Annotated in this window: 21 protein-coding genes and 2 pseudogenes; 12 read left to right on the top strand and 11 right to left on the bottom strand. The window is 67.8% G+C overall.

Annotation, left to right across the window (positions count from 1 at the left end):
* The first annotated feature begins 411 nt into the window (after positions 1-411).
* Positions 412-2,427: an ATP-binding protein gene (locus tag FHU13_RS10965; protein ID WP_183435881.1), complete on the top strand. Its 2,016-nt coding sequence runs from the start codon at positions 412-414 to the stop codon at positions 2,425-2,427.
* 142 nt (positions 2,428-2,569) lie between these two features.
* On the opposite strand, the gene FHU13_RS10960 is transcribed toward FHU13_RS10965, so the two are convergent.
* Positions 2,570-3,490 (bottom strand): hypothetical protein, encoded by a 921-nt coding sequence (locus FHU13_RS10960; RefSeq protein ID WP_183435880.1) that lies wholly within the window; start codon positions 3,488-3,490, stop codon positions 2,570-2,572.
* 743 nt (positions 3,491-4,233) lie between these two features.
* On the opposite strand from FHU13_RS10960, the gene FHU13_RS10955 reads away from it, so the two are divergent.
* From FHU13_RS10955 to FHU13_RS10945, 3 genes are all read left to right on the top strand, one after another.
* Positions 4,234-4,470, top strand: a complete 237-nt coding sequence (locus FHU13_RS10955) for a DUF2188 domain-containing protein (RefSeq protein ID WP_183435879.1) — start codon at positions 4,234-4,236, stop codon at positions 4,468-4,470.
* 177 nt (positions 4,471-4,647) lie between these two features.
* Positions 4,648-5,394 (top strand): toll/interleukin-1 receptor domain-containing protein, encoded by a 747-nt coding sequence (locus FHU13_RS10950; RefSeq protein ID WP_183435878.1) that lies wholly within the window; start codon positions 4,648-4,650, stop codon positions 5,392-5,394.
* A gap of 21 nt (positions 5,395-5,415) precedes the next feature.
* A complete protein-coding gene (locus FHU13_RS10945; protein ID WP_183435877.1) occupies positions 5,416-5,634 on the top strand; it encodes a hypothetical protein in 219 nt (72 codons plus the stop codon).
* On the opposite strand, the gene FHU13_RS27695 is transcribed toward FHU13_RS10945, so the two are convergent.
* From FHU13_RS27695 to FHU13_RS10935, 4 genes and pseudogenes are all read right to left on the bottom strand, one after another.
* Complete coding sequence (locus FHU13_RS27695; RefSeq protein WP_246714620.1) at positions 5,586-5,969, bottom strand: hypothetical protein; 384 nt, start codon at positions 5,967-5,969, stop codon at positions 5,586-5,588. The two genes, FHU13_RS10945 and FHU13_RS27695, sit on opposite strands and share 49 nt — an antisense overlap.
* Positions 5,970-5,985: 16 nt before the next feature.
* A pseudogene (locus FHU13_RS28225) lies at positions 5,986-6,114 on the bottom strand (PAS domain-containing protein); the annotation flags it as partial.
* Between the two features lie 75 nt (positions 6,115-6,189).
* Positions 6,190-6,477 carry a PAS domain-containing protein gene (locus tag FHU13_RS27685; RefSeq protein WP_246714605.1) on the bottom strand — a complete coding sequence of 96 codons (288 nt, stop codon included), beginning with the start codon at positions 6,475-6,477 and terminating at the stop codon, positions 6,190-6,192.
* Positions 6,478-6,887: 410 nt separating this feature from the next.
* Entirely contained in the window at positions 6,888-8,300 is a 1,413-nt protein-coding gene (locus FHU13_RS10935; RefSeq protein WP_183435876.1) for a tyrosine-type recombinase/integrase, read from the bottom strand.
* A 621-nt stretch (positions 8,301-8,921) separates the two neighbouring features.
* Between FHU13_RS10935 and FHU13_RS10930 the strand changes: the two genes are divergently transcribed.
* On the top strand, positions 8,922-10,022 hold the full coding sequence (locus FHU13_RS10930; RefSeq protein ID WP_183435875.1) for a hypothetical protein: 1,101 nt from the start codon (positions 8,922-8,924) through the stop codon (positions 10,020-10,022).
* 90 nt (positions 10,023-10,112) lie between these two features.
* Here the strand turns inward: FHU13_RS10930 and FHU13_RS10925 are convergent, their stop codons facing one another.
* Complete coding sequence (locus FHU13_RS10925; RefSeq protein WP_183435874.1) at positions 10,113-10,979, bottom strand: alpha/beta fold hydrolase; 867 nt, start codon at positions 10,977-10,979, stop codon at positions 10,113-10,115.
* A 195-nt stretch (positions 10,980-11,174) separates the two neighbouring features.
* On the opposite strand from FHU13_RS10925, the gene FHU13_RS10920 reads away from it, so the two are divergent.
* Genes FHU13_RS10920 through FHU13_RS10910 form a run of 3 tightly spaced genes read left to right on the top strand, consistent with a single transcriptional unit; the run spans position 11,175 to position 14,043 of the window.
* Positions 11,175-12,224, top strand: coding sequence for an iron ABC transporter substrate-binding protein (locus FHU13_RS10920; protein ID WP_183435873.1), 1,050 nt, complete (start codon positions 11,175-11,177; stop codon positions 12,222-12,224).
* Positions 12,221-13,273, top strand: coding sequence for an iron ABC transporter permease (locus tag FHU13_RS10915; RefSeq protein ID WP_183435872.1), 1,053 nt, complete (start codon positions 12,221-12,223; stop codon positions 13,271-13,273). Before FHU13_RS10920 ends, FHU13_RS10915 begins: the two co-directional genes overlap by 4 nt.
* On the top strand, positions 13,270-14,043 hold the full coding sequence (locus FHU13_RS10910) for an ABC transporter ATP-binding protein (RefSeq protein ID WP_183435871.1): 774 nt from the start codon (positions 13,270-13,272) through the stop codon (positions 14,041-14,043). The genes FHU13_RS10915 and FHU13_RS10910 overlap by 4 nt, the downstream gene beginning before the upstream one ends.
* A gap of 77 nt (positions 14,044-14,120) precedes the next feature.
* Here FHU13_RS10910 and FHU13_RS10905 read toward each other — a convergent pair.
* A pseudogene (locus FHU13_RS10905) lies at positions 14,121-14,314 on the bottom strand (molybdopterin-dependent oxidoreductase); the annotation flags it as partial.
* A 424-nt stretch (positions 14,315-14,738) separates the two neighbouring features.
* Between FHU13_RS10905 and FHU13_RS10900 the strand changes: the two are divergent.
* From FHU13_RS10900 to FHU13_RS10890, 3 genes are read left to right on the top strand one after another with little or no spacing between them, the layout of a single operon-like run.
* Positions 14,739-15,026: a hypothetical protein gene (locus FHU13_RS10900; RefSeq protein ID WP_183435870.1), complete on the top strand. Its 288-nt coding sequence runs from the start codon at positions 14,739-14,741 to the stop codon at positions 15,024-15,026.
* 19 nt (positions 15,027-15,045) lie between these two features.
* Positions 15,046-15,282, top strand: a complete 237-nt coding sequence (locus FHU13_RS10895; RefSeq protein WP_183435869.1) for a hypothetical protein — start codon at positions 15,046-15,048, stop codon at positions 15,280-15,282.
* Between the two features lie 2 nt (positions 15,283-15,284).
* Complete coding sequence (locus tag FHU13_RS10890) at positions 15,285-15,503, top strand: hypothetical protein (RefSeq protein ID WP_183435868.1); 219 nt, start codon at positions 15,285-15,287, stop codon at positions 15,501-15,503.
* An 84-nt stretch (positions 15,504-15,587) separates the two neighbouring features.
* Here the strand turns inward: FHU13_RS10890 and FHU13_RS10885 are convergent, their stop codons facing one another.
* Entirely contained in the window at positions 15,588-16,622 is a 1,035-nt protein-coding gene (locus FHU13_RS10885) for an aldo/keto reductase (RefSeq protein WP_183435867.1), read from the bottom strand.
* Between the two features lie 315 nt (positions 16,623-16,937).
* Between FHU13_RS10885 and FHU13_RS10880 the strand changes: the two genes are divergently transcribed.
* On the top strand, positions 16,938-17,165 hold the full coding sequence (locus FHU13_RS10880; RefSeq protein WP_183435866.1) for a hypothetical protein: 228 nt from the start codon (positions 16,938-16,940) through the stop codon (positions 17,163-17,165).
* Positions 17,166-17,272: 107 nt separating this feature from the next.
* Here the strand turns inward: FHU13_RS10880 and FHU13_RS10875 are convergent, their stop codons facing one another.
* From FHU13_RS10875 to FHU13_RS10865, 3 genes are all read right to left on the bottom strand, one after another.
* Entirely contained in the window at positions 17,273-17,884 is a 612-nt protein-coding gene (locus FHU13_RS10875) for a cysteine hydrolase family protein (protein WP_183435865.1), read from the bottom strand.
* Between the two features lie 180 nt (positions 17,885-18,064).
* Positions 18,065-19,348, bottom strand: a complete 1,284-nt coding sequence (locus FHU13_RS10870; protein WP_183435864.1) for an efflux RND transporter periplasmic adaptor subunit — start codon at positions 19,346-19,348, stop codon at positions 18,065-18,067.
* A 31-nt stretch (positions 19,349-19,379) separates the two neighbouring features.
* Positions 19,380-22,613, bottom strand: coding sequence for an efflux RND transporter permease subunit (locus tag FHU13_RS10865; RefSeq protein ID WP_183435863.1), 3,234 nt, complete (start codon positions 22,611-22,613; stop codon positions 19,380-19,382).
* Positions 22,614-22,781: the final 168 nt, after the last annotated feature.

Raw genomic sequence — 22,781 nt, 5'->3', positions numbered from 1 at the left:
AACTGGACGCGTTCGCGCGCATATGGGACCGGGAGGCGCGGGCCTGCATCAGCCACGTGCCCGGGGACGGGGCCGACCTGTAGCGCACCGGCCCCCGTTCCGCTCCATGGCGGCCTGCCAAGCGCCTGCCAGTTGGCGGCGCGATAGCAGACCCGTCCCGTCATGGCGCAAGTCTGGGCCAGCCCCAGGATTCTCAGGGGAGAGCGGCGGTGGGCTTCATCCATCCGGAATGGCCAGGCGTAGAGGCCGCCAGGCTAGCCGGTCCATGACCAGCCTGACAGAAGGCCACCCCGGAGGCTGGAACGGGCAGGCCCGAACGTCAACGGGCCGGTCCAGGGCCAGGCATCCAACCACAGAGGGCAGCCCGGTGCGGCGGCCTTCCCTCCTTCGAGGCCCTGCGTAGGACAGCCTATGCCGTCACTGAAATCGGACCTTGTGCGGCGGATAGATCGCCTCCCGAAGCCGTCTCGCACCAGCGAGGCGTTGCTGCCGCTCTTCGAGGCGATCAGCAACGCTATCCACTCCGTCCAGGCTCGATACCGCGGACAGGTGACGGCACGGGGCCACGTGGAGGTCCGGATCACGAAGGCGAGGGGCCGCCAGCCGCTGCGTATCGTGGTGTCTGACAACGGGGTCGGCCTGGACCGGGACAACTTCGAGGCGTTCTCGACCACAGACACCGCCCACAAGATCCAGATCGGCGGCAAGGGCGTCGGACGGTTGCTCTGGCTCGACTGCTTCACGTCGATCCATGTCGACAGCGTCTACGACAGCGGACAGCAGCGGCGGCGTCGCACGTTCGACTTCACCCTCGGCAACGACGAGCAGATCAGCGGCTACAACGACGTCCGGATCGCGGACGCGACGGAGACCGGGGCGACGATCACCTTTAGCGGCTTGCGGGACAACGGGTACGCCGAGAGGTTCCCGACACGGCTCGGCCATATCTTCCGGCACGTGACGTCGCACTTCCTGCCCACATTCATCGGCAACCGCGCGCCAACCATCGTGGTGACGTGCGAGGACGAGACCCGCACCTACCCGGCCGAGATCGACTCGCACATCTTCCGTAAGTCGGACATCCCAGCCGTGCCGTCGCAGGATTTCGGCGATCTGCGGCTGGTCCTCATGGAATGCGACAAGATCGCCAGCGCCGACCTTCAAGGACGGCACTTCATCCACTTCATCGCGCACGACCGCACGGTCCGCTCGCAGGCGATCGACGGTCGCCTCGGCCTGCGCTTCTTCGGCGACGGCAACGACCGGGTCTTCCACGCTTGCGTCTTCGGCAGGTTCCTCGATCGGAACGTCAATCAGGAGCGGACCGCGTTCACCTTCGAGGACGCCACCATCGAGAGGATCGTCAACGAGGTGTGCATGCCGCACGTCTCCGCCTTCCTCGACCAGCCCCTGGCCCGGCACCGCTCCGAGCAGGGCGCGATCGTTCAGAGGATCGTCGACACGTATCCCTCGGTCGCGTTTGGCCCAGTCCCCGAGCTCCAGGATTACGTGCCCCCTGGGGAGACCAGAGACGACGCCATCTTCGGCCACCTGTCGCAGCAACGGTATCGCCGCGATCAGAAACAGGCCGAGAAGGTGAGGAGCGTGCTCGCCCGCCTGAAGGCGGGCAAGCTCGACGGGGCGTCGTTTACCGGGGCAGTCCGGGAGGCCTCGCTCGCGCTCGAGGAGACCGAGCGGCGCAGCCTCGCCGAGTACGTGGTCCGTAGGAAGGTGGTCCTGGATTTCCTTGAGGTGTTGGTCGAGAAGGTGCGCGCCGACGCCAGCGACAGCGCCTACCAGCGCGAGGACGTGCTTCATTCCTTCATTTGCCCCATGAAGGTGAACGCCCTCGGGGAGGGACCGATGACGGTTGAGGCGGCGAGCCACGAGCTCTGGGTCATCGACGAGCGCCTGACGTTTGCCCAGTACTTCAGCTCGGACGTCTCGTTCGACGAGATGGCGAAGTCCTATCGGAGCGACGAACGGCCGGACCTCCTGATCTTCGATCGCGTCCATGGCCTGAAGCAGTCCGACGAGGCGTCGAAGGTGCTCCTCGTCGAGTTCAAGCGTCCCGGGCGGTCGCAATACCGGGACGACGAGAACCCGCAGCTCCAGGTCCAGAGATACGTGAAACGGCTCCTGTCACAGGGTGAACGGGACGTGCGCGGTCGCCCTGTCAGGCTCTCGCAGGAAACTGTCTTCCATTGCTTCATCATCGCCGACTGCGTCGGTCGCCTCGATGAGTGGACCGAATCCTGGGCCCGCACCGCGGACGGCCGCGGGCGCATCTACCAGCCACAGGCGAGCTTCCGTGGATCGATCGAGCTCATCGAATGGGATTCGCTGATCAAGGATGCGCGCGACCGCAACAAAGCATTCTTTGACCGCGTGGGGATCCCCGGAACTAGCATCTTCGCTCCGGAGTGATTTTTCTCGGACCCATGTTCCCGGCTGCCTCACCGCCCGGGATCTCCTGCCGAGCGATGAAACCCGACGCAGGCCGCCCGGAAGGCGCTGCTTCACCGCGATGGAGCCCACGGGCTTGGCTCTCGACACCGAGGACTGGCGGTCAAAATAGTCGCCTGCGACGCCGACGAGGAGTGGCCGGGTCTTGCAGGAGCGTCCCGTCGTTGCCAACCGAGGTATCCTCCGTGCGGCGCTGCCGGTAGAACGCTCGTCGTTCGGCCAAGGTCGCGAGGATCGGCTCGATGCCCTCGCCCTTTTCCGCGCCCCCCGGGCCGTCGGCCAGTTTCTGGTACAAGGCCTCGTCGATCCCGAAGCGGATGCCGTCGCCGAGGTCCGTGGTCAGGAAGCCGGGGACGTCCAGGGTGGCCACCTTCCTGAAGCCCGGATGCAGGAAGAAGGCATAGGCCTTCCTGAGCGCGGCCGCCTCGTCGAAGGTCAGGTCGAGCGCATCGGGTGCGGCCGGAGGGTCCTGGACCTGCCCCTCCACCCCATCCGCGCGGAAGACGAAGCATGCTGCGACGCGTGTGTCAGGCGGACGTCCGTTGATCGTGGCCAGCATCGAAGCCTGCGCCAGGGCTGTCGCCATCAGCTTGCCGTAGACACGCCGTGTGCGCCCCTTGGTCTCGAACACATGGTGCTCGCCGAGCCCGATCCCCAGGAAGTCTGGCCGGCCACCGGGCTTGAGTGGACCGGCCCCGCTCTTGCCGACCGCGCCTTTACCCGTAAGCTTCCAGTGGGCCCCGCACCCGTCGACGTGGATGAGGCGGTCGAGGTGCATGTGCTCCTGTGCGAACCACAGCGTCAGGGCCTGCCCGAGCAAGAAGCAGGTCGCGGCGCGCTCGGACTGCTCAAGGTTCCTGAAATAGGGCGTGGTCCTGAGGCTGGCGTCGAGATAGCCGTGGGCGAGCGCGTGCAGCATCCGCGCGCGCCAGCGGCCAACACGCGCGACGGCCGCGCGATGGCTCGGATATCCAACCATCATCAGCGCTCGTGTGATATCGAGATGGTTGGCCGTGATGTCCACGGAGCCGCGCAAGGCCGGGAAGCGGGCGGGCGGGAAGTTGATGCAGGTCAGGACGTTGGACATCGTGCACGCATGCAGGCGTCGACCGGCTACGGCTTCCGGGCATCCGCGGTTCGCATGAGATCGTGGCGTCGGTCAACGACGCAGGCGCGTCACGGCACCGGCGAGGTCTCGGCACCCTCGTCGGTAATCTGGACCCACTTTCGGATCCACGGGCCTCGGACGACATCCTGCTTTTCCGTGGCCCTCCGGCTGGCAGCCACGTGCAGACCGCCTTAGCCTCTCACACCTGATGGACCAGGGACTCCGTTCCTGAGCGCCCAAAACTGTCGCAAGTCATCTGTCGACGGACAGTCGGTCTGCACTTGGTGCACTCGCTTCATCAGGTTTTGCTACCGGGCCGTTCGCGGCCGACGGACCGGAAACGCCAGCCTGTTTTGCATCGGCGTCGTCCGGCCCGGCCGTTGAAGGCGCCAGCCCCGCCCCCCATGAGGGCCGCCGCTTCGCTACGGCTACCCGTCTTGATGCGAAATCCTTGCGGCGGACCGGGGAGCTGCCGGTGTCTTGGGTTTTGAAAATTCTCGGAGGAAGAACCGAGGGGGTTCGAATTACCCTCGGCCTGTCCCCCTCCGTGGATGACCCGAAGGGGTGGGGGCAGGTCGAACAGCAGGAGGAAGCTGTCGAACAGCTCTCGACAACGATGAGCTTCGCTTCCAATATTCGGCAGCACTCAGGAGGCACGCATGGCTCGCGAGCGTTTCACCGTCAATCCGAACGGAGACAAGGGCTGGACCGTCAAGAAAGGCGGCGCAGTGATAGCTAACACTGCGACGCAGGAGGACGGCATTGACCGCGCCGTTACTGCCGCAAAGAAGGTCGAGAACGGCGGCGGAAAAGCTCAGGTCTTGATCAAGAACCGCGAAGGCAAGGTACGGGACGAGCGCACCTACGGCGACGACCCGAACCCGCCGAAGGGTTAACCTCCCGATCCGCCTGTCTCAGCCCGACCGGACACCGGACGGACCGGACACTAACAAGAGGCCTGTCCATCCGCCCAAGGATGTCCGGTCTATCCGCGTCCAGCTTCCCGCGCGGGTTGGGTCTTGCGCCGACCGCAATCCCTGTCGCAGCATGTGCCAGAACTACGGAGGGCATGCATGTCACTGGCGGCCGATCGCTCGAACCTTGCGCGATTGAACAAAGAGATATCCGAGCTTCGGACCAAAGAAGCCAAGGAGGCGAAGAACGCCGCCGATGCGCAGAAGAAAATAGCAAGCGCAAATGCGTCTGCCCGAAAAGCGAGCTCGCCAAGTTCTGCCAAATCATACTACAGCACGGCAGAGCGCGAGGAGCGAAACCTTACGATAGTTCAGGCAAACCAAGCCAAGCACGCGACACAAGCGGCGTCGAAAACACAGGATGCTGCGCGGTTGCAGGCGAAGATCGCCAAGGACGAAGAGACTGAGCGCAAGAAGACCGCTGCGGCTGATGACAGGCGGCGGCTTGATGACGAAACGCGGCGCAAGACCGAAAACCAGCAACAGCAACGGCGGGAAGCCGCTGCCGCAAGGGTCAATAGTAACCTTCAGCAGAGGATTCGCGACCTCGAAACGCAGGTAGCCGAGCAGTTGGAAGTGCAAGCCTCAAGCACACCGGCCTTCAAGCCTACTGCCCCACCCGGCGAGGAAGAGGCATATGACGTGTTCATCTCTCACGCTTGGGAGGACAAAGAGGACTTCGTCAAAGATTTGGCTACAAAGGCACGCGATGCCGGCATCAAGGTTTGGTACGACAAGTTTTCTCTGCAATGGGGCGACAGCATCCGGCAGAAGATCGATGCTGGCTTGGCAAGTTCTTATTTCGGCATTGCGGTCCTATCACCCTCGTTCTTCTCAAAGCCGTGAACACAATATGAATTAGATGGATTGCTGGACAAGGTAGCAAGCGGGAATGGTCGCCTATTGCCGATCTGGCACAAACCAACAAAAGATGAGCTTTCAAAGCACGCACCATCGCTCGGACAGGTACTTGCATTGAATACAAGCACGATGAGCGCAGATGACATAGTCAAAGAACTTAAAAACATCCGCGATGCTTATCGGACAAGTGCCGAAGCCGGCGGCGAAGACGACGAAAGATCTTGAGCGAGGCTTGCATTCTCGCGAACCACTATTCTGCTGCTGTCTGGAGCCAGATGTGCCGAGGCCGCGAAGCTCACGCTGCCGATTAGGTCGTGCCGCGTAGCGCTGTCGAGGGCGCGCTTGAAAGCCTTGCGCTTGGCGTCGGTGCGCCTCTCTTCGTCGTCGCCCTCAGCCGGGTAGAGGTCTACGAAGCGGACGCGCACGCTGGCGAGCGCCACGGCCTGCACCTCGGCGTTCTCCGCGCCATGCGGCCAAGCTCGGACGCCGTCCGCCTCTCGGCTGTCGAGCAGCACTTGCCGGAACACCTGAGCGAGGCGGGGTGCGATCGCAGATGTCAAGGGTGATGCCGATCCAACATTCTATTGTGCCAGCGGTGTCGCGTACGGGCCGACCCCGCGCGAGGAACCAGCGGAAATGGCCATCGCTGGCGCGGCGGATCGGGATCTCGGCCTCGTAGGGCCCCGGGTTTCGACCGCATGCCACCAAACCTTTAGCATGCGCTATGGTGGCCTGGATGGATCACGCTGGCCCATCCCGCACCGCTGGTGTCGCCCGGCGTCAGCCTGGGAACTCGTACCAGATCGGATTACAGTAGGTGATGTTGCTGGCGGCATCGCCGAACCAGACCACTTGTAGACTGACCTCGACGAGCGAGCGGAAGCGCAGCTCACTGGCGTTGCGTTCGGCGGCTTCGGTGCGCTGCTGGGTGCGGTCGCGCAGGATCTTCACGACACTCTGCACGGAGCCATCATCAGCCCTCAGGGGCATGTGCTCGCCACTGGCCCGGAACCGCTCCCCACCCTTGCGCAGGTTCCAGCGCTCGTCCGGCGCACTGCCGTTCTTCAACGCCAGCGTCCTCTCGGTCTTAGGTCGACCGGCTTGCCACGCAAGTCCATGCCTCTGACCCGGCGGCAACCCGTCGTCCCAAGCATCGCTGCGGTCGCATGACGGCCGTCCTGCGCGAGACCGGGCGCCAATTCGACGATCTCCCGCGCCATGCCTTCCTGTTCGACAATCTCAGGGATGGTCGCGTCCATACAATGCCTGCGCCGGTCGGGCATCTTTCGCCGTGTGATGGGATGAGGTGGGCAGGAGGTGGAGACGACGGACCACAGCATATGAGGACATCTGTTGCACCCGGCTCAACCCGGGTTTGCCAAACGGCAAGGCCGGCAAGTTACCTCCGACGAAGGCCGCCGGGATCGATCTTGCGGGTCAAGCCAGCCCATGCCAACCGGGCACGGCGAAGGCCATTATCAGGCCGCCGGCCGTAGGCCCCTGATCTCGCGCACGGGGCCGCCGTCGAGCGGCGGGAGCTTGACCTTCGCGACCGCCCGGCGTGCCTGCCTCATCGCTGGTCCCTGGGAGTACCGTCCGAGGGTGATACCGGTGCGCTTGTGGCCGACGATGGCCGCGATCAGCGGCTCCGGGACGTCGGCCTGCTCCGACTTGGTGATGAACCAGCGGCGGAAGCTGTGGAAATTGACCAGCGAGCGCCTCTTACCCGGCAGCACGTGGTCGACCCCGACCTCTCGTCGGTAGGCCGTGAACGCGTTCGAGGTCTTGAACGAGCGCTCGCGCAGCGAGCCGGCCTTGCGCGGCTTCGGCCACTCCGGGAACAGGTCCTCTTCCGGCCCCTTGCCCGCCGACCGCTTTGCGACGATCTCGACAAGGGCCGGGTGGATCGGCACATCGCGCTCGGAGCGCTCCTTCTTCTGTGGCTTGAAGGTGAAGGCCCCATCGATGCAGTGCTTGACCTTCAGGTCGACGACGGCGTCGAGCCGGGCCCCGGTGAGCGCGCCGATCATCATCACGTCCTTCAGCTTCGCCGGGGCGGGGCCCTCTAGGAGGCGCCGCACCTCGTCGTCCGTGAAGGCACGCTCCTCCTCCCGAGAGTCGACCTTCTTCCGCTTGACCTTCAGGCCCGCCCAGACGTTCGCCCCGACGTATTCGTTCTCTGCCATGTAGTCCCAGTAGACCGACAGGCGCCCGAGGTACTTCTTCTGGGTCGCGGGCTCGATGCCACCGGCAAGCTCGCCCAAGGCGCGCTTGAACCGCAGGGCGACTGTCGGGGTGATGGCCTCCAAAGTGACTGGCAGGCGCTCGCGCCGGCACCAATCGCTGAGATACTGGAGCGCCCGGACGTCGTCCGCACGGGTGCGCATCGTGTTGCCGCCCTGCTCGATGAACTCGGCATGGTGCGTGGCAAGCGGGGTGGCGCGACCGTTCGCGACGGCCACGAAGTCGGCTGCCAAGGCAGCGCGTCCGGGGTCGGGAAGCGGAAAAACCTCGCCTGTGCGCGGGTCGACGATCTCCCGAGCCTCAGGACCGACGATCTCCGCGGCCCGCTCGCGGATCGCGGCCTGGAGCTCGTCCCGCTCCTCATCGCAGGTCACCCGCCTGGAAAGCTCGGCGATTCCCGCGGCCTCGCGCATAACGCCGCGCGGACTGCCAAGGGCCGCCTCTCGCGCGAGCTCGATCCGCTCCTTCAGCTCGGCGACGACCTTGAACTTCAGACGGTTCGCCAAGCTGAGCGAGTCCGTGTTCAGGGGCCTCTTCAGTCGCGTGCCCAAGGTCTTCTGGAGCTCGCGCGGGACGGCGACCGTCACCCGCCAGCTGCCGTGATGGGCCTCCAGCCACCGCGTGTCGTTCCGGGAACCCTTCGGCATCGCCCCACTCCTGCGTACCCGTCCGCGTACCCCAGTACGATACCCTTAAACCCAGATCAGGCAAGGAGATTGTTGATTGCCAATGGCTTATCTGACGGGGAGTTCGAATCCCCTCAGCTCCACCAGGTTTTCCCGGCGCGGAAAGCCAAATGGTGGCAGAGGCTTGGCGCATCAGCCGGCCGGTATTTCATACGTTCAGCATATCATGAACCAGCCTTCGGGCTACACCCGTTCTGAAGGCGAATATCGCCTGCGCCTGGCAATCTGACCTTTCCGCAGCGGTCAAGGCTTGAGCCTTCGCAGACGCGTATCGGGGATGAGCCTAGCAGAACGGTCTATGCGATCTCAGATCCGATCGTCTCTCGGTGGCGGCGGGACCGAAGTGTCAGTCAACCTTGGCAGTTCCTCCGCAACGACGGAGCGAGCCACTCTCGAGGCAGCGCCTGCGACGCAAGACGAAGCAGCGTAAGCTTAGCCATAGTCGGTCTGCCACAGCCAAGCTTATTTACATAAGTCAAAAGATTATGCGCTGGATTGGAGTTTTTCCATTCGTGCGTTTTCCGCAGAACCCTTTCGACACTTGTGACGTTTTGAGGCGTCTCAAGTTTCGGAGGTAACGCTATGAAGACGATTGCGATGGGTCTTGCCGCGCTGCTGATGAGCACGTCGGTCTACGCTCAGACCGCGGCAACCGGTGGGTCCGAGCGCGGCGGTCTGCGGGGCGGCACCGAGCAGTCCGGCGGACAATCCGGGATGTCGGGCGGTGCGCGCGGCGGCATGGAGGCCAGGGGGAGCGAGGCCCGCGGGGGCGGAAGCGCCACGGGCGCCGAGCGCAGCGCCGCTCGGGGCGATCGGGACCAGGGCGAGGCGAACCGCGGCGGCATGGCACGCGGCGAGCGCGGTTCGGATCGCGGCATGGAAGGCCAGGTCGGCCGTGACAGCGCCGAGCGCGGTGAGCGGGGCGACACGGTCCGCAACAGCGCGCGCGCCGAGCGGACCGACCGGGTCCACGATCGGAGCCATGATCGCACGCATATCAGCAGCCGCACCGATGTGCGGTCCACCACCGTCGACGGCGGCTACCGCCGCGAGGGCCGCTACGTCTTCATCGGCGGCCAACGCGTCGTGTATGGCTCGCCCGAGTACCGCCGCCTGATCGTTACCGAGCGCCGCAGCACCGGTCCGCGCCGCTACGTCACCATCCGCGGCCAGCGGGTGATCTACGGCTCGCCGGAATATCGCCGCCTCGTCAGCGTCGGCGAGTCGCGCCGCACCGTGACGATCCGCGGCCAGCGCGTCGTGTACGGCTCGCCCGAGTACCGCCGCCTCTCCACCACCGTCTCGACCACCGAGCGGCGTGGCGGCACGGTCAATGCGGGCTTCCGCGAGCGCAACGAAGTCCGTGGGTCGGAGACCCGTACCGATCTGCGCAGCCGCAGCAGCGAGACCCGTGGCAGCGAGCGCAACGAGATGCGCGCCTCCGACCAGGCCCGCGGGGCCGAGCGCGGCGGACGCTCGATGGAGCAGGGCCGCGGCGGCGAGGGCACGCGCAATGTCGGCATGCGCGGTGAGGGCAACGAGCGCGGCGGCGTCCGCAACGCCTCCGAGCAGGGCGGCGGCATGGGCAACACGGGCGGCAACCGCGGCAGCGAGCAGCGCGGCGGGATGCAGTCCGGTTCGCGCGGCGGCACCGAGGGCGGCGCCGGCATGAGCGGCCGCTGATCGGCTCTCGCCATCGCGGGATTCCAAAGGGATCATCCCTTTGGCGGGGTGCCGGGGCAGAGCCCCGGCATTCCTCTGAGGTAACCCGTCTTACGGCTGCCGCAGGAAGTCGATCAGCGCCGCGTTGACCGCCTCCGGTGCGTCGTGCTGCACCCAATGGGTCGCCTGCGGAAAACGCTGCAGGCGACCCCGCTCGCACAGGTCCAGACTCGCCTCGGCAAGGCCCGTCTGGAGTGCCTGATCGCGCTCGCCCCACAGGATCAGCGTCGGCGCCGTGACCTTCGGCGGGTGCCGCTCGCGGGTCAGGCGGGCAAGCGCCCGATACCAGTTCAGCATCGCGGTGATCGCGCCGGGGCGCAGCCATTCCCGCGCGTAGATGTCGAGGTCGGCCTCGGTGAAGGTTCCGGGCGCGCTCGACCGGCGCATCAGTGCCCGCAGGAGGCGACCCTCCCGCGCTGTCAGCACCCGTTCGGGCAGCAGGGGAAGCTGGAAGAAGCCGGCATAGGCGCTGCGCAGGGCCTGCCCCGGATGGCGCCGGAGATAGGGGCCGAACACGCCCGGATGGCAGGCGTTCAGCGCCGCGAGCCGCTCGACCCGCTCGGGGTGGAAACTCGCCACCCAGAACGCGACGAGCCCGCCCCAATCGTGCCCGACGAGGTTGAAGCGCGCTAGCCCGCAGGCATCGGCGAGCGCGATCACGTCTTGGGCGAGTCGGTCGAGATGGTAGGCGGCGACGCCGTTGGGGCGGTCGCTCAGGCCGTAGCCGCGCTGATCGGGGATGAAGAGGCGCAGGCCGCTCCGCGCGAGCGGCTCGATCTGATGCCGCCAGCCGAACCAGAATTCGGGAAAGCCGTGCAGCAGGATGGTCGGCGGCCCGTCCGCCGGCCCCGCCTCGGCGACGTGCAGGCGCAGTCCGCGGAGGTCGATATGGCGATGGCTGACGGCCGGATCGGGCATCGTTCGGGGCAAGCTCGCGTGAGGTCGATAGGGGATGGCCGGGCGGATATGGGCGCTTGGCCAACCCGAGAGGGCCGGCGCGGTTCAGGGGCGGACGATACTCCCTGTCTGCATCGTCTTTCTCCGAAAGCCGGCGGCCACCTTTCGGGACGATGCTCTATAGGTAGCGTCCGATCACGGGAGACGCCTTCCCCGATGCCGCTGCTCCGCTGCCTTCTCGCGCTCGCCTGCCTGTGGCCCGCCCTCCTGTGGTCCTCTCTCGCGGCGGCCCGGCCCTTCACCGACGCCGCCGGGCGCCGGGTCGAGGTGCCGGATCGGGTGCTCCGGGTGCTCGCCGCCGGCCCGCCCGCGGCGGTCCTGCTCTCCACCCTGGCACCCGACAAGATGATCGGCTGGCCGCGCACGCCGAGCCCGGAGGAGCGGGACTTCCTGGCGCCCGCCATCCGCGACCTGCCCGCCACCGGGCGGCTGACGGGGCGGGGCGGCAGCGCCAATGTCGAGTCAGTGCTGGCGCTCAAGCCCGACCTCATCGTCGATGTCGGCAGCACGGCGGCGACCTACGCCTCCCTCGCCGACCGGGTTCAGGCGCAGACCGGTATTCCCTACCTGCTGCTCGACGGGCGCTTCAAGGCGACGCCCGAAACCTACCGCACCCTCGGCGCGCTGGTCGGCCTGCCGGAGGAGGGCGAAGCGCTCGCCGCGGCGTCGGAGACGATCCTGAAGTCGGTGGCCGAGGCGGTGGCCGCGGTGCCGGAGGAGAAGCGCCCACGCGTTTATTACGGTCGCGGCCCCCGCGGGCTGGAGACGGGTCTGTCCGGTTCGATCAACACCGAGATCATCGAGGCGGCGGGCGGGCGCAACGTGGCCGGGGCCGGCGCGGGCGGTCTCGCCGCGGTCTCGCCCGAGCAGGTGCTGGTCTGGAACCCGGACGTGATCATCGCCCTCGATCCCGATTTCCCGAAGCTCGCCGCCGCCGACCCGCTCTGGAACGGGCTGAAGGCGGTGCGCGAGGGCCGCGTCCACGCGGTGCCGACGCTGCCCTTCGGCTGGGTCGATGCGCCGCCGGGGGTCAACCGCCTGATCGGCCTGCGCTGGCTCGCCGGGCTGTTCTTCCCCGAACAGTTCTCGCAGACGCTCGGTGACGCCGTGCGCGACTTCTACCGGCGCTTCTACCGGGTCGAGCTCACGCCCGCGCAGCTCGACCGCCTCCTGCGCGACGCCGCCGGACCGGGGCCGACCCGGTGAGCGAGGTCGCGAGCCCCGTCGCATCCACGCCGTCCGCAAGGCGGCGCCTCCTCCCGCTGGCGGCCCTGGCCCCGATCGCGCTGATCCTCCTCGTGCTGGTTTCGCTCGGCATCGGCCGCTACCCCGTGCCGCTCGCCGACGTTTTCTGGGTGCTCACCGCCAAGCTCTTCGGCCAGGTCCCCTCGCTCGATCCCGCCGCGCAGACCGTCGTGCTGCAGGTGCGCCTGCCGCGAGTGTTCGGAGCGCTCGTGGTCGGGGCGGGGCTCGCGGCGGCGGGGGCAACCTATCAGGGACTGCTCCGCAATCCCCTCGTCTCGCCGGACATCCTCGGGGTTTCGGCGGGGGCGAGCCTCGGCGCGGTGCTCGGCATCGTACTCGCCCTGCCGGTGGCGGCGATCCAGGGGCTCGCCTTCGCCGGAGGGCTCGCCGCGGTCGGCGCCGTCTACGCCGTCGGCCTCGCGGTGCGCCGGCACGATCCGGTGCTGACGCTGGTGCTCGCGGGCGTCGCCGTGGGGGCGCTGCTCGGGGCCGGGATCTCGCTCCTCAAGGTGCTCGCCGACCCCTACAACCAATTGCCCGCCATCACCTTCTGGCTGCTCGGCAGCCTCGCCTCCGTCACGGCGAGCGACATCGCCGCGATCCTGCCGGCGATGGCGCTCGGGCTCATTCCCCTGGTGCTGCTGCGCTGGCGCGTGAACCTGATGAGCCTCGGCGACGAGGAGGCGAGGGCGCTCGGGCTGGAGACGCGCCGGCTGCGCCCGGTTCTGGTGGCGGGCGCGACGCTGGTGACCGCCGCCGCGGTCTCGGTGACGGGGGTGATCGGCTGGATCGGGCTGATCGTGCCGCACGTCGCCCGCCTGCTGGTCGGGCCGGATTTCCGCCGTCTGCTGCCGGCCTCGATGCTGCTCGGGGCGGCCTACCTCACCGCGGTCGATCTGATGGCCCGCACCATGGCCACGATCGAGGTGCCGCTCGGCATCCTGACGGCGCTCGTCGGCGTGCCGTTCTTCCTCTGGCTGCTGGCCGCCGGAAAGCGGGGCTGGGCATGATCCTGGAGGTCCAGGATCTCGCCTTCGGCTACGGCGCCCGCACGGTCGGCGCCGGCGTCAGCCTGACGCTTCGGGACAGCGAGGCGCTCTGCCTGCTGGGGCCGAATGGCGGCGGCAAGACCACCCTGTTCAAGACTCTGCTCGGCCTGCTGCGCCCGCTCGCCGGTCGCGTCCTCTTGGACGGTGTCGACCTGTCGGAGCTGCCACGCCGCGAAGTCGCGAAAGCAATCGCCTACGTGCCGCAGGCGCACGCCGCCTTCTTCCCCTTCACCGTCCGCGAGGTGGTGCTGATGGGCCGCGCCAGCCGGCTTCCCGCCTTCGCGAGCCCCGGCCCGGCCGACCGCGCGGCGGCCGAGCAGGCGCTGGCCACGCTGGGCATCGGCCATCTGGCGGAGCGGGTCTACACCGAGATCAGCGGCGGCGAGCGCCAGCTCGCGCTGATCGCCCGCGCCTTGGCCGGCGAGCCGCGGCTCCTGGTGATGGACGAGCCGACCGCGAGCCTCGATTTCGGCAATCAGGCCCGGGTGCTGACCCAGGTGCGGCGCCTCTCACGGAGCGGTATCGCCGTGGTTCTCTCCACCCACGATCCCGGCCACGCCTTCCTCTGCGCCGATCGGGTCGCGCTGCTGCACGGCGGGCGCCTCGTCGCGCTGGGCCGTCCGGCGGAGACGGTGACGCCGGAGACTCTGCAACTGCTCTACGGGGTCGAGGTCGCGGTGGTGCCGCTGCCGGGGCAGGGCCGGGCGGTCTGCACGCCGCTGATCGGGTGAGAGGCTTTTCTGTCGCGCGTCCCCTCTCCCCACGTACGGGGAAAGGGCATTTCCAGGCGGATCACCTGAAGACCGGCTCAGATCCCTGCGTACCAAGAAAATCCCATCTCCGAGACCATGCTGCCCCGGCCCTGGCCGAGCCCGTCCACCCGGTCGGTGGCCTCGATGCTGGCGAGGTATTCCAGCGACTTGTAGCCGAGCCGGCGCTCCACCCGCAGGCGCAACGGCGCGCCGCGGGCCAAGGGGGCAGGTCGCCGCCGTTCATGCCGTAGGGCGGCCAGCAGCCCGGTCCGGCGCGGCCGGGCAATCGCCCGGGTGGGAAAGCCGCCATGCGCATCCTCCGCCCCGTGGCACAGCCCGTCCCCGGGTGCCGTACGAGACCGCGCGAGGGGGAGGAGCGAGTGGGGCAGCAAGAGCGGCTCAGGGTTCGAGACGGATCGAAAGACTCCGTCCGGCGGCACCGGCGCCCTGGCGGGGCGCGTCGGTCCGCGGGCGGGGCTGCCTACTCGCGAGAGGGGCGCTGCAACATGGATTAGAGCGCCGGACTGCGACCTCCGATGCGGCGCGGTTCTGGCAGATTGGATTCGTCAGCGAGCGCGGGCGGCGGAACCGCGGGGCGCATCCCCAGCGTTCAAGCCTTCAGCCGGATCATGGACGTGATCGGGACGACACCCGGAGAGGCCCCGGAGAAGACAATGGCGGACGACACCGAGCGGCTCGGCCTCCTCTTGGGCGTGTTCGAGCTGGCGCTCAGCCGCCTGTTCGAGGCGAGCCCGGGGGGAGGGCAGGCGCGCGACCTGTTCGTGGAGGACGTGCGGCGGCTCTTGGCCGACACCCGCGAGCTTCAGTCGGACTCCCCGGCGGTGCAGACCTACGAGGCGCTGCTGCGGCGTCTCGGCGCCACCAGCCCCGGCGACGCGGACGGGCTCGGCGTCGTGCCGACGCCGGAACAGGGCGTGCCGCCGGTCGGATCGGGCGTGTAAGCGGCGGAGGGCAGACAGCGTGAGCGACACCGAACACGAGACCGATTCACCCGCAGAACCGAAGCTCGCCGGGATCCTGACCTTCCCGCCGGAGGTCGTGGCAGCGCTGGACGAGCATTGCGCGGTCGAGCGCCTTCCGCGGGACCGGGCGATCTGCGAGATCGTCGCCGAGTATCTGCGCTTCAAGGGGTACCTGCGGGCGCGACCCGCCTACGCGCAAAGCTCGCCCCAGGCCGAGAAGCCGGAGGGCCTTTGACGATGGCGACCTCGTTCAAGGGCCTCTGTCTCTGCCCGCCGAAGCGGCCGCGCCCGAGCCATGTCCGGGTTCAGGACGGGGAGGGCGGCGAGACGACCTTGTCCCTGGAGGAGTACGAGGCCCGCGCCGGCCAGCCGCCCTGGCAGAGCCTGCCCTGGGAGGGCGAGGCCGGACCCGTGCCGGACGACGGCGACAAGCACGGCCCCGAGATCAGCATGTAGAACGGTCGCCGAAGGAGCCCCTCGGTCGAGCCTGCATCCCCTCTCCCCACAGGCGGAGAGAGGGACCTGCAGGGCCGTCCCGCCTCACCAAGCTGTCGGCTTCGGGTTGCGCTCATCGAAGCCGATCTGGTGCCAGTAGGGATAGATCGGGTTTTCCCGGCTCGCCGCGTCGAGGCGGGCGATCTGGTCGGACGTCAGCGACCACCCGACAGCGCCGAGGTTCTGCTTCAACTGCTCCTCGTTGCGGGCGCCGATGACGATGTTGCACACGGGCGGGCGGCTGAGCAGCCAGTTCAGCGCCACCTGCGGCACGGTCTTGCCGGTCTCGGCGGCGACCGCGTCGAGGGCGTCCACCACGTCGTAGAGGTAATCGTCGGAGACCGTGGGACCGCCCTCCGCGCCGCCCGACGTGGCGAGGCGCCCGCCCGAGGCCGCCTGCCCCCGCCGGATCTTGCCGGTGAGCCGGCCCCAGCCGAGCGGGCTCCACACCATCAGGCCGACGCCCTGGTCGAGTCCGAGCGGCATCAGCTCCCACTCGTAGTGGCGGCCGATCAGCGAGTAGTAGCCCTGATAGACGACGTAGCGGGCGAGCCCGTACTTCTCCGAGGTCGCCAGCGCCTTCATCAACTGCCAGCCGGAAAAGTTCGAGGCGCCGATATAGCCGATCTTGCCCGAACGGGTGAGATCGTCGAGGGCCCGCAGGGTCTCCTCGACGGGCGTCAGCGCGTCGAAGCCGTGCATGAAGTAGACGTCGATGTGGTCGGTCTGGAGCCGCTTCAGGCTGGCCTCGCAGGCGCGGATCAGATGGTGGCGCGACGAGCCCACCGCGTTCACGTCCTCGCCGACCCGGAAAGACGCCTTGGTGGAGATCAGGAGCCTGTCGCGGCGGCCCTTGATGGCCTCGCCGAGGATCTTTTCCGAGTCGCCGCTCGAATAGAGGTCGGCGGTGTCGAGGAAGTTGACGCCCGCATCCAGGCAGAGATCGATCAGGCGGCTCGCCTCGGCCACGCCGGTGCTGCCCCAATTCTGGAAGAACGCGTCCGTGCCGCCGAAGGTGGCGGTGCCGAGGCTGAGCACCGGCACCTTGAGGCCCGAGCGTCCGAACTGCCGGTATTCCATTTCCGTCACTCCGCTGTGGCTGTCGGGAAACGGCCCTGAGAGACCGCTCGTCCCCGTCTTGAGGAGCCCGGCGCTCCCCGGCAATGCGGCGGACCGGCCGGGCACCCTGCGAGGCGCGAATGGCGCCGCTGCCATCATACCGCCACCGGGCGCCCGCGGTTCCGCCACTGAAAGGGGCTGGTTCCGCAAAGACTTCGTCAACCAAGAGCCACTATTAAAGCTCAAGTTTTAGGAACCCGGATCCGGGCTGCCTCTTCTTTCATCGCATCCGGCGGCTCCGTTGCCAGCCGGCCTCAACATTGGGAATGTCGCCTCGTGAGCTTCACCGTCAGCGCCGGCACCGCTTCGCGCGTCTATTCCTGGCAGCACGGCTCACTGCTGAGCGCCCTGGAGCAGGGTCTGTCGCTGACCACCTCCGGCATGAACGATGTCCGCATCGTGGACTCGGAAGGCCGCAGCCACAGCCCCGCCGCTCTCTACCAGCGGATGTTCGGGCAGCAGCCGACCGACGAGGCCGCACAGCCTCGCGCCCGCGCGGCCTGAACCGCCGAGCGCATGGTCCTGGAAGCCGAATCCAGGACCATGCGCTCGGCTCTTGTTCTTGCATCATCTTTTTCCGAAAGCCGCGATCCACCTTTCGGGATGATGCTCTACTCCCGGATCGCCGCCGCATCCGGCGCCACCACCGCGAACAGATCGCCCAAGGCGGCGAGGCTCGCGGCCTGGACGGCGGCCGCCGGAACGGTCGCGCCGTCCGGCCCCGGCAAGGCGCGGGTGGCGGTGGCCGAGGCCACCACGGTCGGGCGGAAACCGAGGTTGAAGGCGCTCCGCGCGGTCGAATTCACGCACATATGCGTCATGAAGCCGGCCAGGATCACGTCCTTGACGCCCGCCGCCTCTAGCTGCGCCTGCAGGTCGGTGCCGACGAAGGAACTCGGATAGGCCTTGGTGATGACCGCCTCGCCGTCGCGCGGAGCGACCTCGTCGCTGATCTGGCCGATGGCGGCGGTGACGTCGTAGGGCGAGCCCGGCCCGGCATCGTGGCGCACGTGGAAGACCGGGATCCCGGCTTTGCGCGCCCGCTCCAGAAGCGCCTGCGCCTCGCGGATCGCCGGCTCGACGCCCTCCAGTCGCATCACGCCCTCGCGGTAGGTGTTCTGCAGGTCGATCATCACCAGCGCCGAGCCCGAGAGGGCGGCGGGCTCCGGCGGCAGGCCGGACAGGCTGCGAAGCGTTTTGAGATCGGTCTTGAGGTCGCTCATGGCTGAAGCCTTCTCGTGGGACGCGTTTCCGGACGGGATGTGAGCCGGGCGGGGCCGTCCGCGCAACCTGTCGATAAGGCCAACGGACGTGAAGCCACCGATCCCCCTCATCCTGAGGTGCCCGCGCCAGCGGGCCTCGAAGGATGAGGACGGGGATGGGATCAGCGCTGCGCGAAAGCCCTATCGCTGCGCGGCCTGCATCGGCTTGTCGGATTTCGGCTGCTGGGGGGCGATGCGTCCACCATCCTTGAGATCCGCCGGGGGGCTCAGCACGAGGCGCTCGCCGCCCGAGAGACCCTTGTCGACCTCGACCACCGTGCCCTTGTCGCGGGCGATATGGACATCCGTCCAGGTGACGCGGTCGTCCTCGCGGGCGACCGCGACGCGGGTGCCGGATTGGTTGAACACCAGGGCTTCGGCCGGCACCGCCACCGTGGTTCCGCCGGTGCGCGGGATCGCCAGCGTCACGTAGACGTAAAGGCCGGGCCGCAGGGTACGGTCGGGATTGGGCACATCGACCTGCGTCGTGAGCGTGCGCGAGGAGGCGAGGAGCGCGACCGAACTGCGCTCGACCTCGCCGGAGAAGCTGCGGTCGGGCATCTGCGGCACCTTGATCTGGGCGGAGATGCCCGGCCGCACACCGACCGCCGCGTTCTGCGGCACGTTGACCGAGATGCGCAGCACGTCGTCCCGGTCCATCGACAGGAGCGGCGTGCCCGAGCCCGCATCGGCCTGGACGAGGTCGCCGACATCGACGTTGCGGGTCGTCACGACTCCGTCGAAGGGCGCGGTGACGATCTCGAAGCCGGTCAGCGCCTTGAGGCGGCCTACGGTCGCCTGCTGCGCCTTGATATTGGCCTGCGCCACCTTCACGTCGGCCTCCGCCGAGGCAAGATTGGCGGCTTGCGAGAGCACGCCGGCCTGGGTGTTGTCGGCAGTCTGCTTCGAGGCCCAGCCCTGGCCGGCCAGCGTCGAGGTGCGCGAGTTCGTGACCTGGGCGAGGCTCACATTGGCTTTGGCCTGATCGACCATGGCCTTGGCCCGCAGGAGCTGCGCCTCGAGCTGACCGAGCTGCGCCTCGGCCTGGACGAGCTGCTGGTCGAGATCGGGGGCGGCGATGCGCAGGAGCACGTCGCCCTTCTTCACCCGCGAGCCGAGATCGACGTGCCGCTCGGCGATGTAGCCGGTAGCGCGGGCGTAGATCCGTGCGGTGGCGAAGGGTTCGGTCTGGCCCGGCAGGGTCAGCTCGATCGGACCGTCGAGGCGTTTGGCCTCCTCGGTGCGGACCTTGGGCACGAACTCGATCTGCCGGGCGCGCACCGCCTCGGCCCGGGCTGCCCGCTGCCAGTGGCCGTAGCCGCCGTAAGCCAGGAGGCCCAGTGCGATCAGCCCGGCCAGCACGAAGCCGCCCTTGCCCGGCGGCGGGATTTCCCGATCGTCCCCTGTCCGGTTGGGCTGGCTCACGGGACAATCCTTCGCACATTGCGGACTGGCATCAGACGTAATCCTCGAGCGGCTTGGCCTCGCCCCGCCGCAGCAGGCTGTAGAGGAACGGTACGAACAGCAGCGTCGAGGGCGTGCCGAGTGCGATGCCGCCCATCACCGCGCGGGCGAGCGCCGCATTCTGCTCGCCGCCCTCGCCGGTGCCGAGCGCCATCGGCACGAGGCCGAGGAACATCGCGCTCGCGGTCATCAGCACCGGCCGCAAACGCGTCTCGCCCGCGGCGATCGCCGCCTCACGCGCCGAGCAGCCGGTGGCCTCCCGGTGCTCCTTGGCAAAGGTGACGAGCAGGATCGAGTTGGCGCTCGCGATGCCCACCGACATGATGGCCCCGAACAGAGAGGGAATCGAGAAGGCGGTGTTCGTGATGAACAGGCTCGCGACGATGCCGCAGAAGGCGACGGGGAGGGCTGCCAGCACCACGAAGGGATCGCCCCAGCTCTGATAGTTCACCGCCATCAGGAGGTAGACCGCGATCAGCGCGATGCCGAGACCCACCTCCAGCCGGAAGAAGGCGGCCCGCATGTTCTCGATCTGCCCGCGCACGCTGATCTTGTCGGGTGCCGGCAGGGCCTGCTGCTCCTCCTGGACGATCCGGTCGATGTCGCGGGCGATCGAGCCCAGGTCGCGATCCTGCACGGCGGCGTAGACGTTGAAGGTCGGCTGCGTGTTGACGTGGTTGATCACCGTCTGCGTCGGCTGGCGGGTGATCGTCGCGACGCTCGACAGCAGCGTCAGCGCGCCGGGGCCGTTGCCGGTGGCGCTGGCGCGAGCGAAGAGCGGGGTGTTCTGCAGCGCGGTGAGCGAGGCGTTGCGGTATTCCGGCGTCTGGACCCAGAGCTGATAGGGAATGCCGGTCTTCGGGTCGGTCCAGAAGTTCGGGTTCACTTGGAAGGAGCCCGACAGGGACACGTTGAGGCTCTGCGCCACCTGCTGCTGCGTCAGGCCGAGTTCGGAGGCCAGCCGCCGGTCGACATCGACGAAGAATTGCGGCGTGTCGACGATCTGGTGCAGGTGCACGTCGACGAGACCCGGCGTCTCCTTCAGCCGTGCCTCGATGCGCCGGGCGACCTCGAGATCCTTCACCGTGTTGCGCCCCGAGACCTGCACGTCGATCTGGGCGATGACGCCGAAATTGAGGATCTGCGTGATGATGTCGGAGGGCTGGAAATAAACGATCATGTCGGGAAAGCGCTCGCGCAGGCGTTCGCGCAGGCGCCGCTGATACTCGGCGACCGGACCGTGCTCGTCCTTCAGATCGATCAGCATCTGCCCGTCGTTGTAGGAAACGAAGGAGCCGTCGGAGAAGGCGAAGTTGTAGTTGTTCGACGGGATGCCGATGTTGTCGAGGATCTGGTCGATCTCGCCCTCGGGGATCACCTCGCGCACCACGGTCTCGGCCTCGGCGAAGACCTGCTCGGCGGTCTCGATGCGCATGCCGGGGCGGGTGCGCAGATGCAGGGTCATCTGGCTCGATTCGACCTGCGGGAAGTAGTCCTGGCCCGTGAAGACGAAGAGCCCGCCGGTGCCGGCAAACAGCAGGGCGACCACGCTGACCGTCGCGATCGGGTGGCGCAGAACCGCGTGCAGCAGCCCGACATAGCCGCGGTGGAAGCGCTCGAACCGCGCCTCGAAGCCCCGGCGGAAGGCGCCGGCCAGCCGGAAGACGGGGGAAAGCGGCCAAGCCAGGGCCCGCTCGATCCGGCCCCGGCGCGGGGCCTCGCCCTCACCGCCGTGGTGCTGGAGGTATTCGCGGGCCACCAGCACGTCGATCAGCACCGGCACCAGGGTGCGGGTGAGGAGGTATGAGGTCAGCATCGCGAACACGACCGCGAGCGCCTGCGGCGTGAACAGGAATTTCGGGGTGTCCGTGAGCGCGAAGACCGAGACGAAGGCGGCGCAGATCGAGAGCGTCGAGATCAGCGCCGGCTTGGCGATGCCCGCCGCGCCCTCGACCACGGCGTTGCGGAACGGTTTGCCCTCCTCGAACAGGCGATAGGTGTTCTCGATCGCCACCGTCACGTCGTCGACGAGGATGCCGACCGCGAGCGCCAGCCCGCCCAGCGTCATCACGTTGATGGTGTGGCCGAGCGCGGCGAGCAGCGCCAACGAGGTCATGAGGCAGAGCGGGATCGAGACGAGCACGATCAGGGTCGAGCGCCACGAGCCGAGGAACAGCAGGATCGTGAGGCCCGTCAGTGCGGCGGCGATGACGGCCTCGTGCCACACCCCCTCGATCGCGTTCGAGACGAAGACCGACTGGTCGAAGAGCGGCTTGATCTCCATGCCCTCGGGCGCCGCCGCGCGGATGTCGGGGAGCGCCGCCTTGACGTTGTTGACCACATCCAGCGTCGAGGCGGTGCCGTTCTTCAGAACCCGCATCAGCACTGAGGCCTGTCCGTCGGCCCTCACCACGTTGACCTGCGGCGGGCCGCCGTCGCGGACATAGGCGACATCGCGCACCAGCACCGGCTGGCCGTTGACCACCTTGATCGGGATCTCGTTCAAGGCCGCAATCGCGTCCGGCGTCGCGTTCATCTGCACCGGGTATTGCTGCTCGCCGATCTTGGTCAGCCCCGAGGGAATCGTCAGGTTCTGCGAGGTGACCGCGTTGGTGACCTCCAGCGGTGTCATCCCGAGCGCCTGGAGCGCGTGCAGGTCGAGATCGACCATGACCTGGCGCGGAGCGCCGCCGAAGGGGGAGGGGAGCGTCGAGCCCGGCACCTGGGTCAGGCGCTGGCGGATGCGGTACTGGGCGTAGTCGTAGACCTTGTTGAGGCTGTCCTTGGCCGAGGTCAGCGCGAGCTGGATCACCGGCACCGAGGAGGCCGAGAAGCGCACGATGACCGGCGGCTGCACGCCCGGCGGCATCAGCGCGCGGATCGAGTTCGTGGAGGAGACGACCTGGGCGATGGCCAGATCGATGCTGACGCTCTGGTCGAAATAGATCTTCATCACCGACGTGCCCTGCAGGCTCGTCGATTCCATCCGGGCGATGTTGTTAACGTTGTTGGAGATTCCGAACTCGGAATAGGTCGTGATCCGCTTTTCCATCTCCGGCGCGGACAGGCCCGTATAGGTCCAGACCACGACGACGACGGGGATGTCGACGGCGGGCAGCACGTCCTTCGGGGTCACGACGATGGCGCCGGCCCCACCGAGCATCATCAGCACGGCGAGGACGTAGGTCGTGATGCGGAACTTGAGGGCGTACTGGACGAGTCCCATGGGTCTCCGGGGTTCTTTCCGGCGAGCCTTCCGGAGAACGGCACGGGCGTTTCCTTACGGATACCGCACGATCACTGTTTCTGTTCTATGTCCGATTACCCCCGGAAACACACGCGTGCTGCGATGCCGCATCGCCGCCTGTCCCCGGCCGTCGAGGGTACTCGGTCC

The sequence above is a fragment of the Methylobacterium sp. R2-1 genome, from assembly GCF_014191355.1.
Classification (GTDB): Bacteria; Pseudomonadota; Alphaproteobacteria; order Rhizobiales; family Beijerinckiaceae; genus Methylobacterium.
This window is presented reverse-complemented; position numbering and strand designations above follow the sequence as displayed.

Excerpts from the sequence above, each read along its gene's own strand:
- FHU13_RS10885 (WP_183435867.1), bottom strand. The coding sequence starts at position 16,622 with ATGGAATACCGGCAGTTCGGACGCTCGGGCCTCAAGGTGCCGGTGCTC.
- FHU13_RS10950 (WP_183435878.1), top strand. The coding sequence starts at position 4,648 with ATGTCACTGGCGGCCGATCGCTCGAACCTTGCGCGATTGAACAAAGAG.
- FHU13_RS10965 (WP_183435881.1), top strand. The coding sequence starts at position 412 with ATGCCGTCACTGAAATCGGACCTTGTGCGGCGGATAGATCGCCTCCCG.
- FHU13_RS10900 (WP_183435870.1), top strand. The coding sequence starts at position 14,739 with ATGGCGGACGACACCGAGCGGCTCGGCCTCCTCTTGGGCGTGTTCGAG.
- FHU13_RS10910 (WP_183435871.1), top strand. The coding sequence starts at position 13,270 with ATGATCCTGGAGGTCCAGGATCTCGCCTTCGGCTACGGCGCCCGCACG.
- FHU13_RS10890 (WP_183435868.1), top strand. The coding sequence starts at position 15,285 with ATGGCGACCTCGTTCAAGGGCCTCTGTCTCTGCCCGCCGAAGCGGCCG.
- FHU13_RS10925 (WP_183435874.1), bottom strand. The coding sequence starts at position 10,979 with ATGCCCGATCCGGCCGTCAGCCATCGCCATATCGACCTCCGCGGACTG.
- FHU13_RS10955 (WP_183435879.1), top strand. The coding sequence starts at position 4,234 with ATGGCTCGCGAGCGTTTCACCGTCAATCCGAACGGAGACAAGGGCTGG.
- FHU13_RS10930 (WP_183435875.1), top strand. The coding sequence starts at position 8,922 with ATGAAGACGATTGCGATGGGTCTTGCCGCGCTGCTGATGAGCACGTCG.
- FHU13_RS10875 (WP_183435865.1), bottom strand. The coding sequence starts at position 17,884 with ATGAGCGACCTCAAGACCGATCTCAAAACGCTTCGCAGCCTGTCCGGC.
- FHU13_RS10935 (WP_183435876.1), bottom strand. The coding sequence starts at position 8,300 with ATGCCGAAGGGTTCCCGGAACGACACGCGGTGGCTGGAGGCCCATCAC.
- FHU13_RS10865 (WP_183435863.1), bottom strand. The coding sequence starts at position 22,613 with ATGGGACTCGTCCAGTACGCCCTCAAGTTCCGCATCACGACCTACGTC.
- FHU13_RS10920 (WP_183435873.1), top strand. The coding sequence starts at position 11,175 with ATGCCGCTGCTCCGCTGCCTTCTCGCGCTCGCCTGCCTGTGGCCCGCC.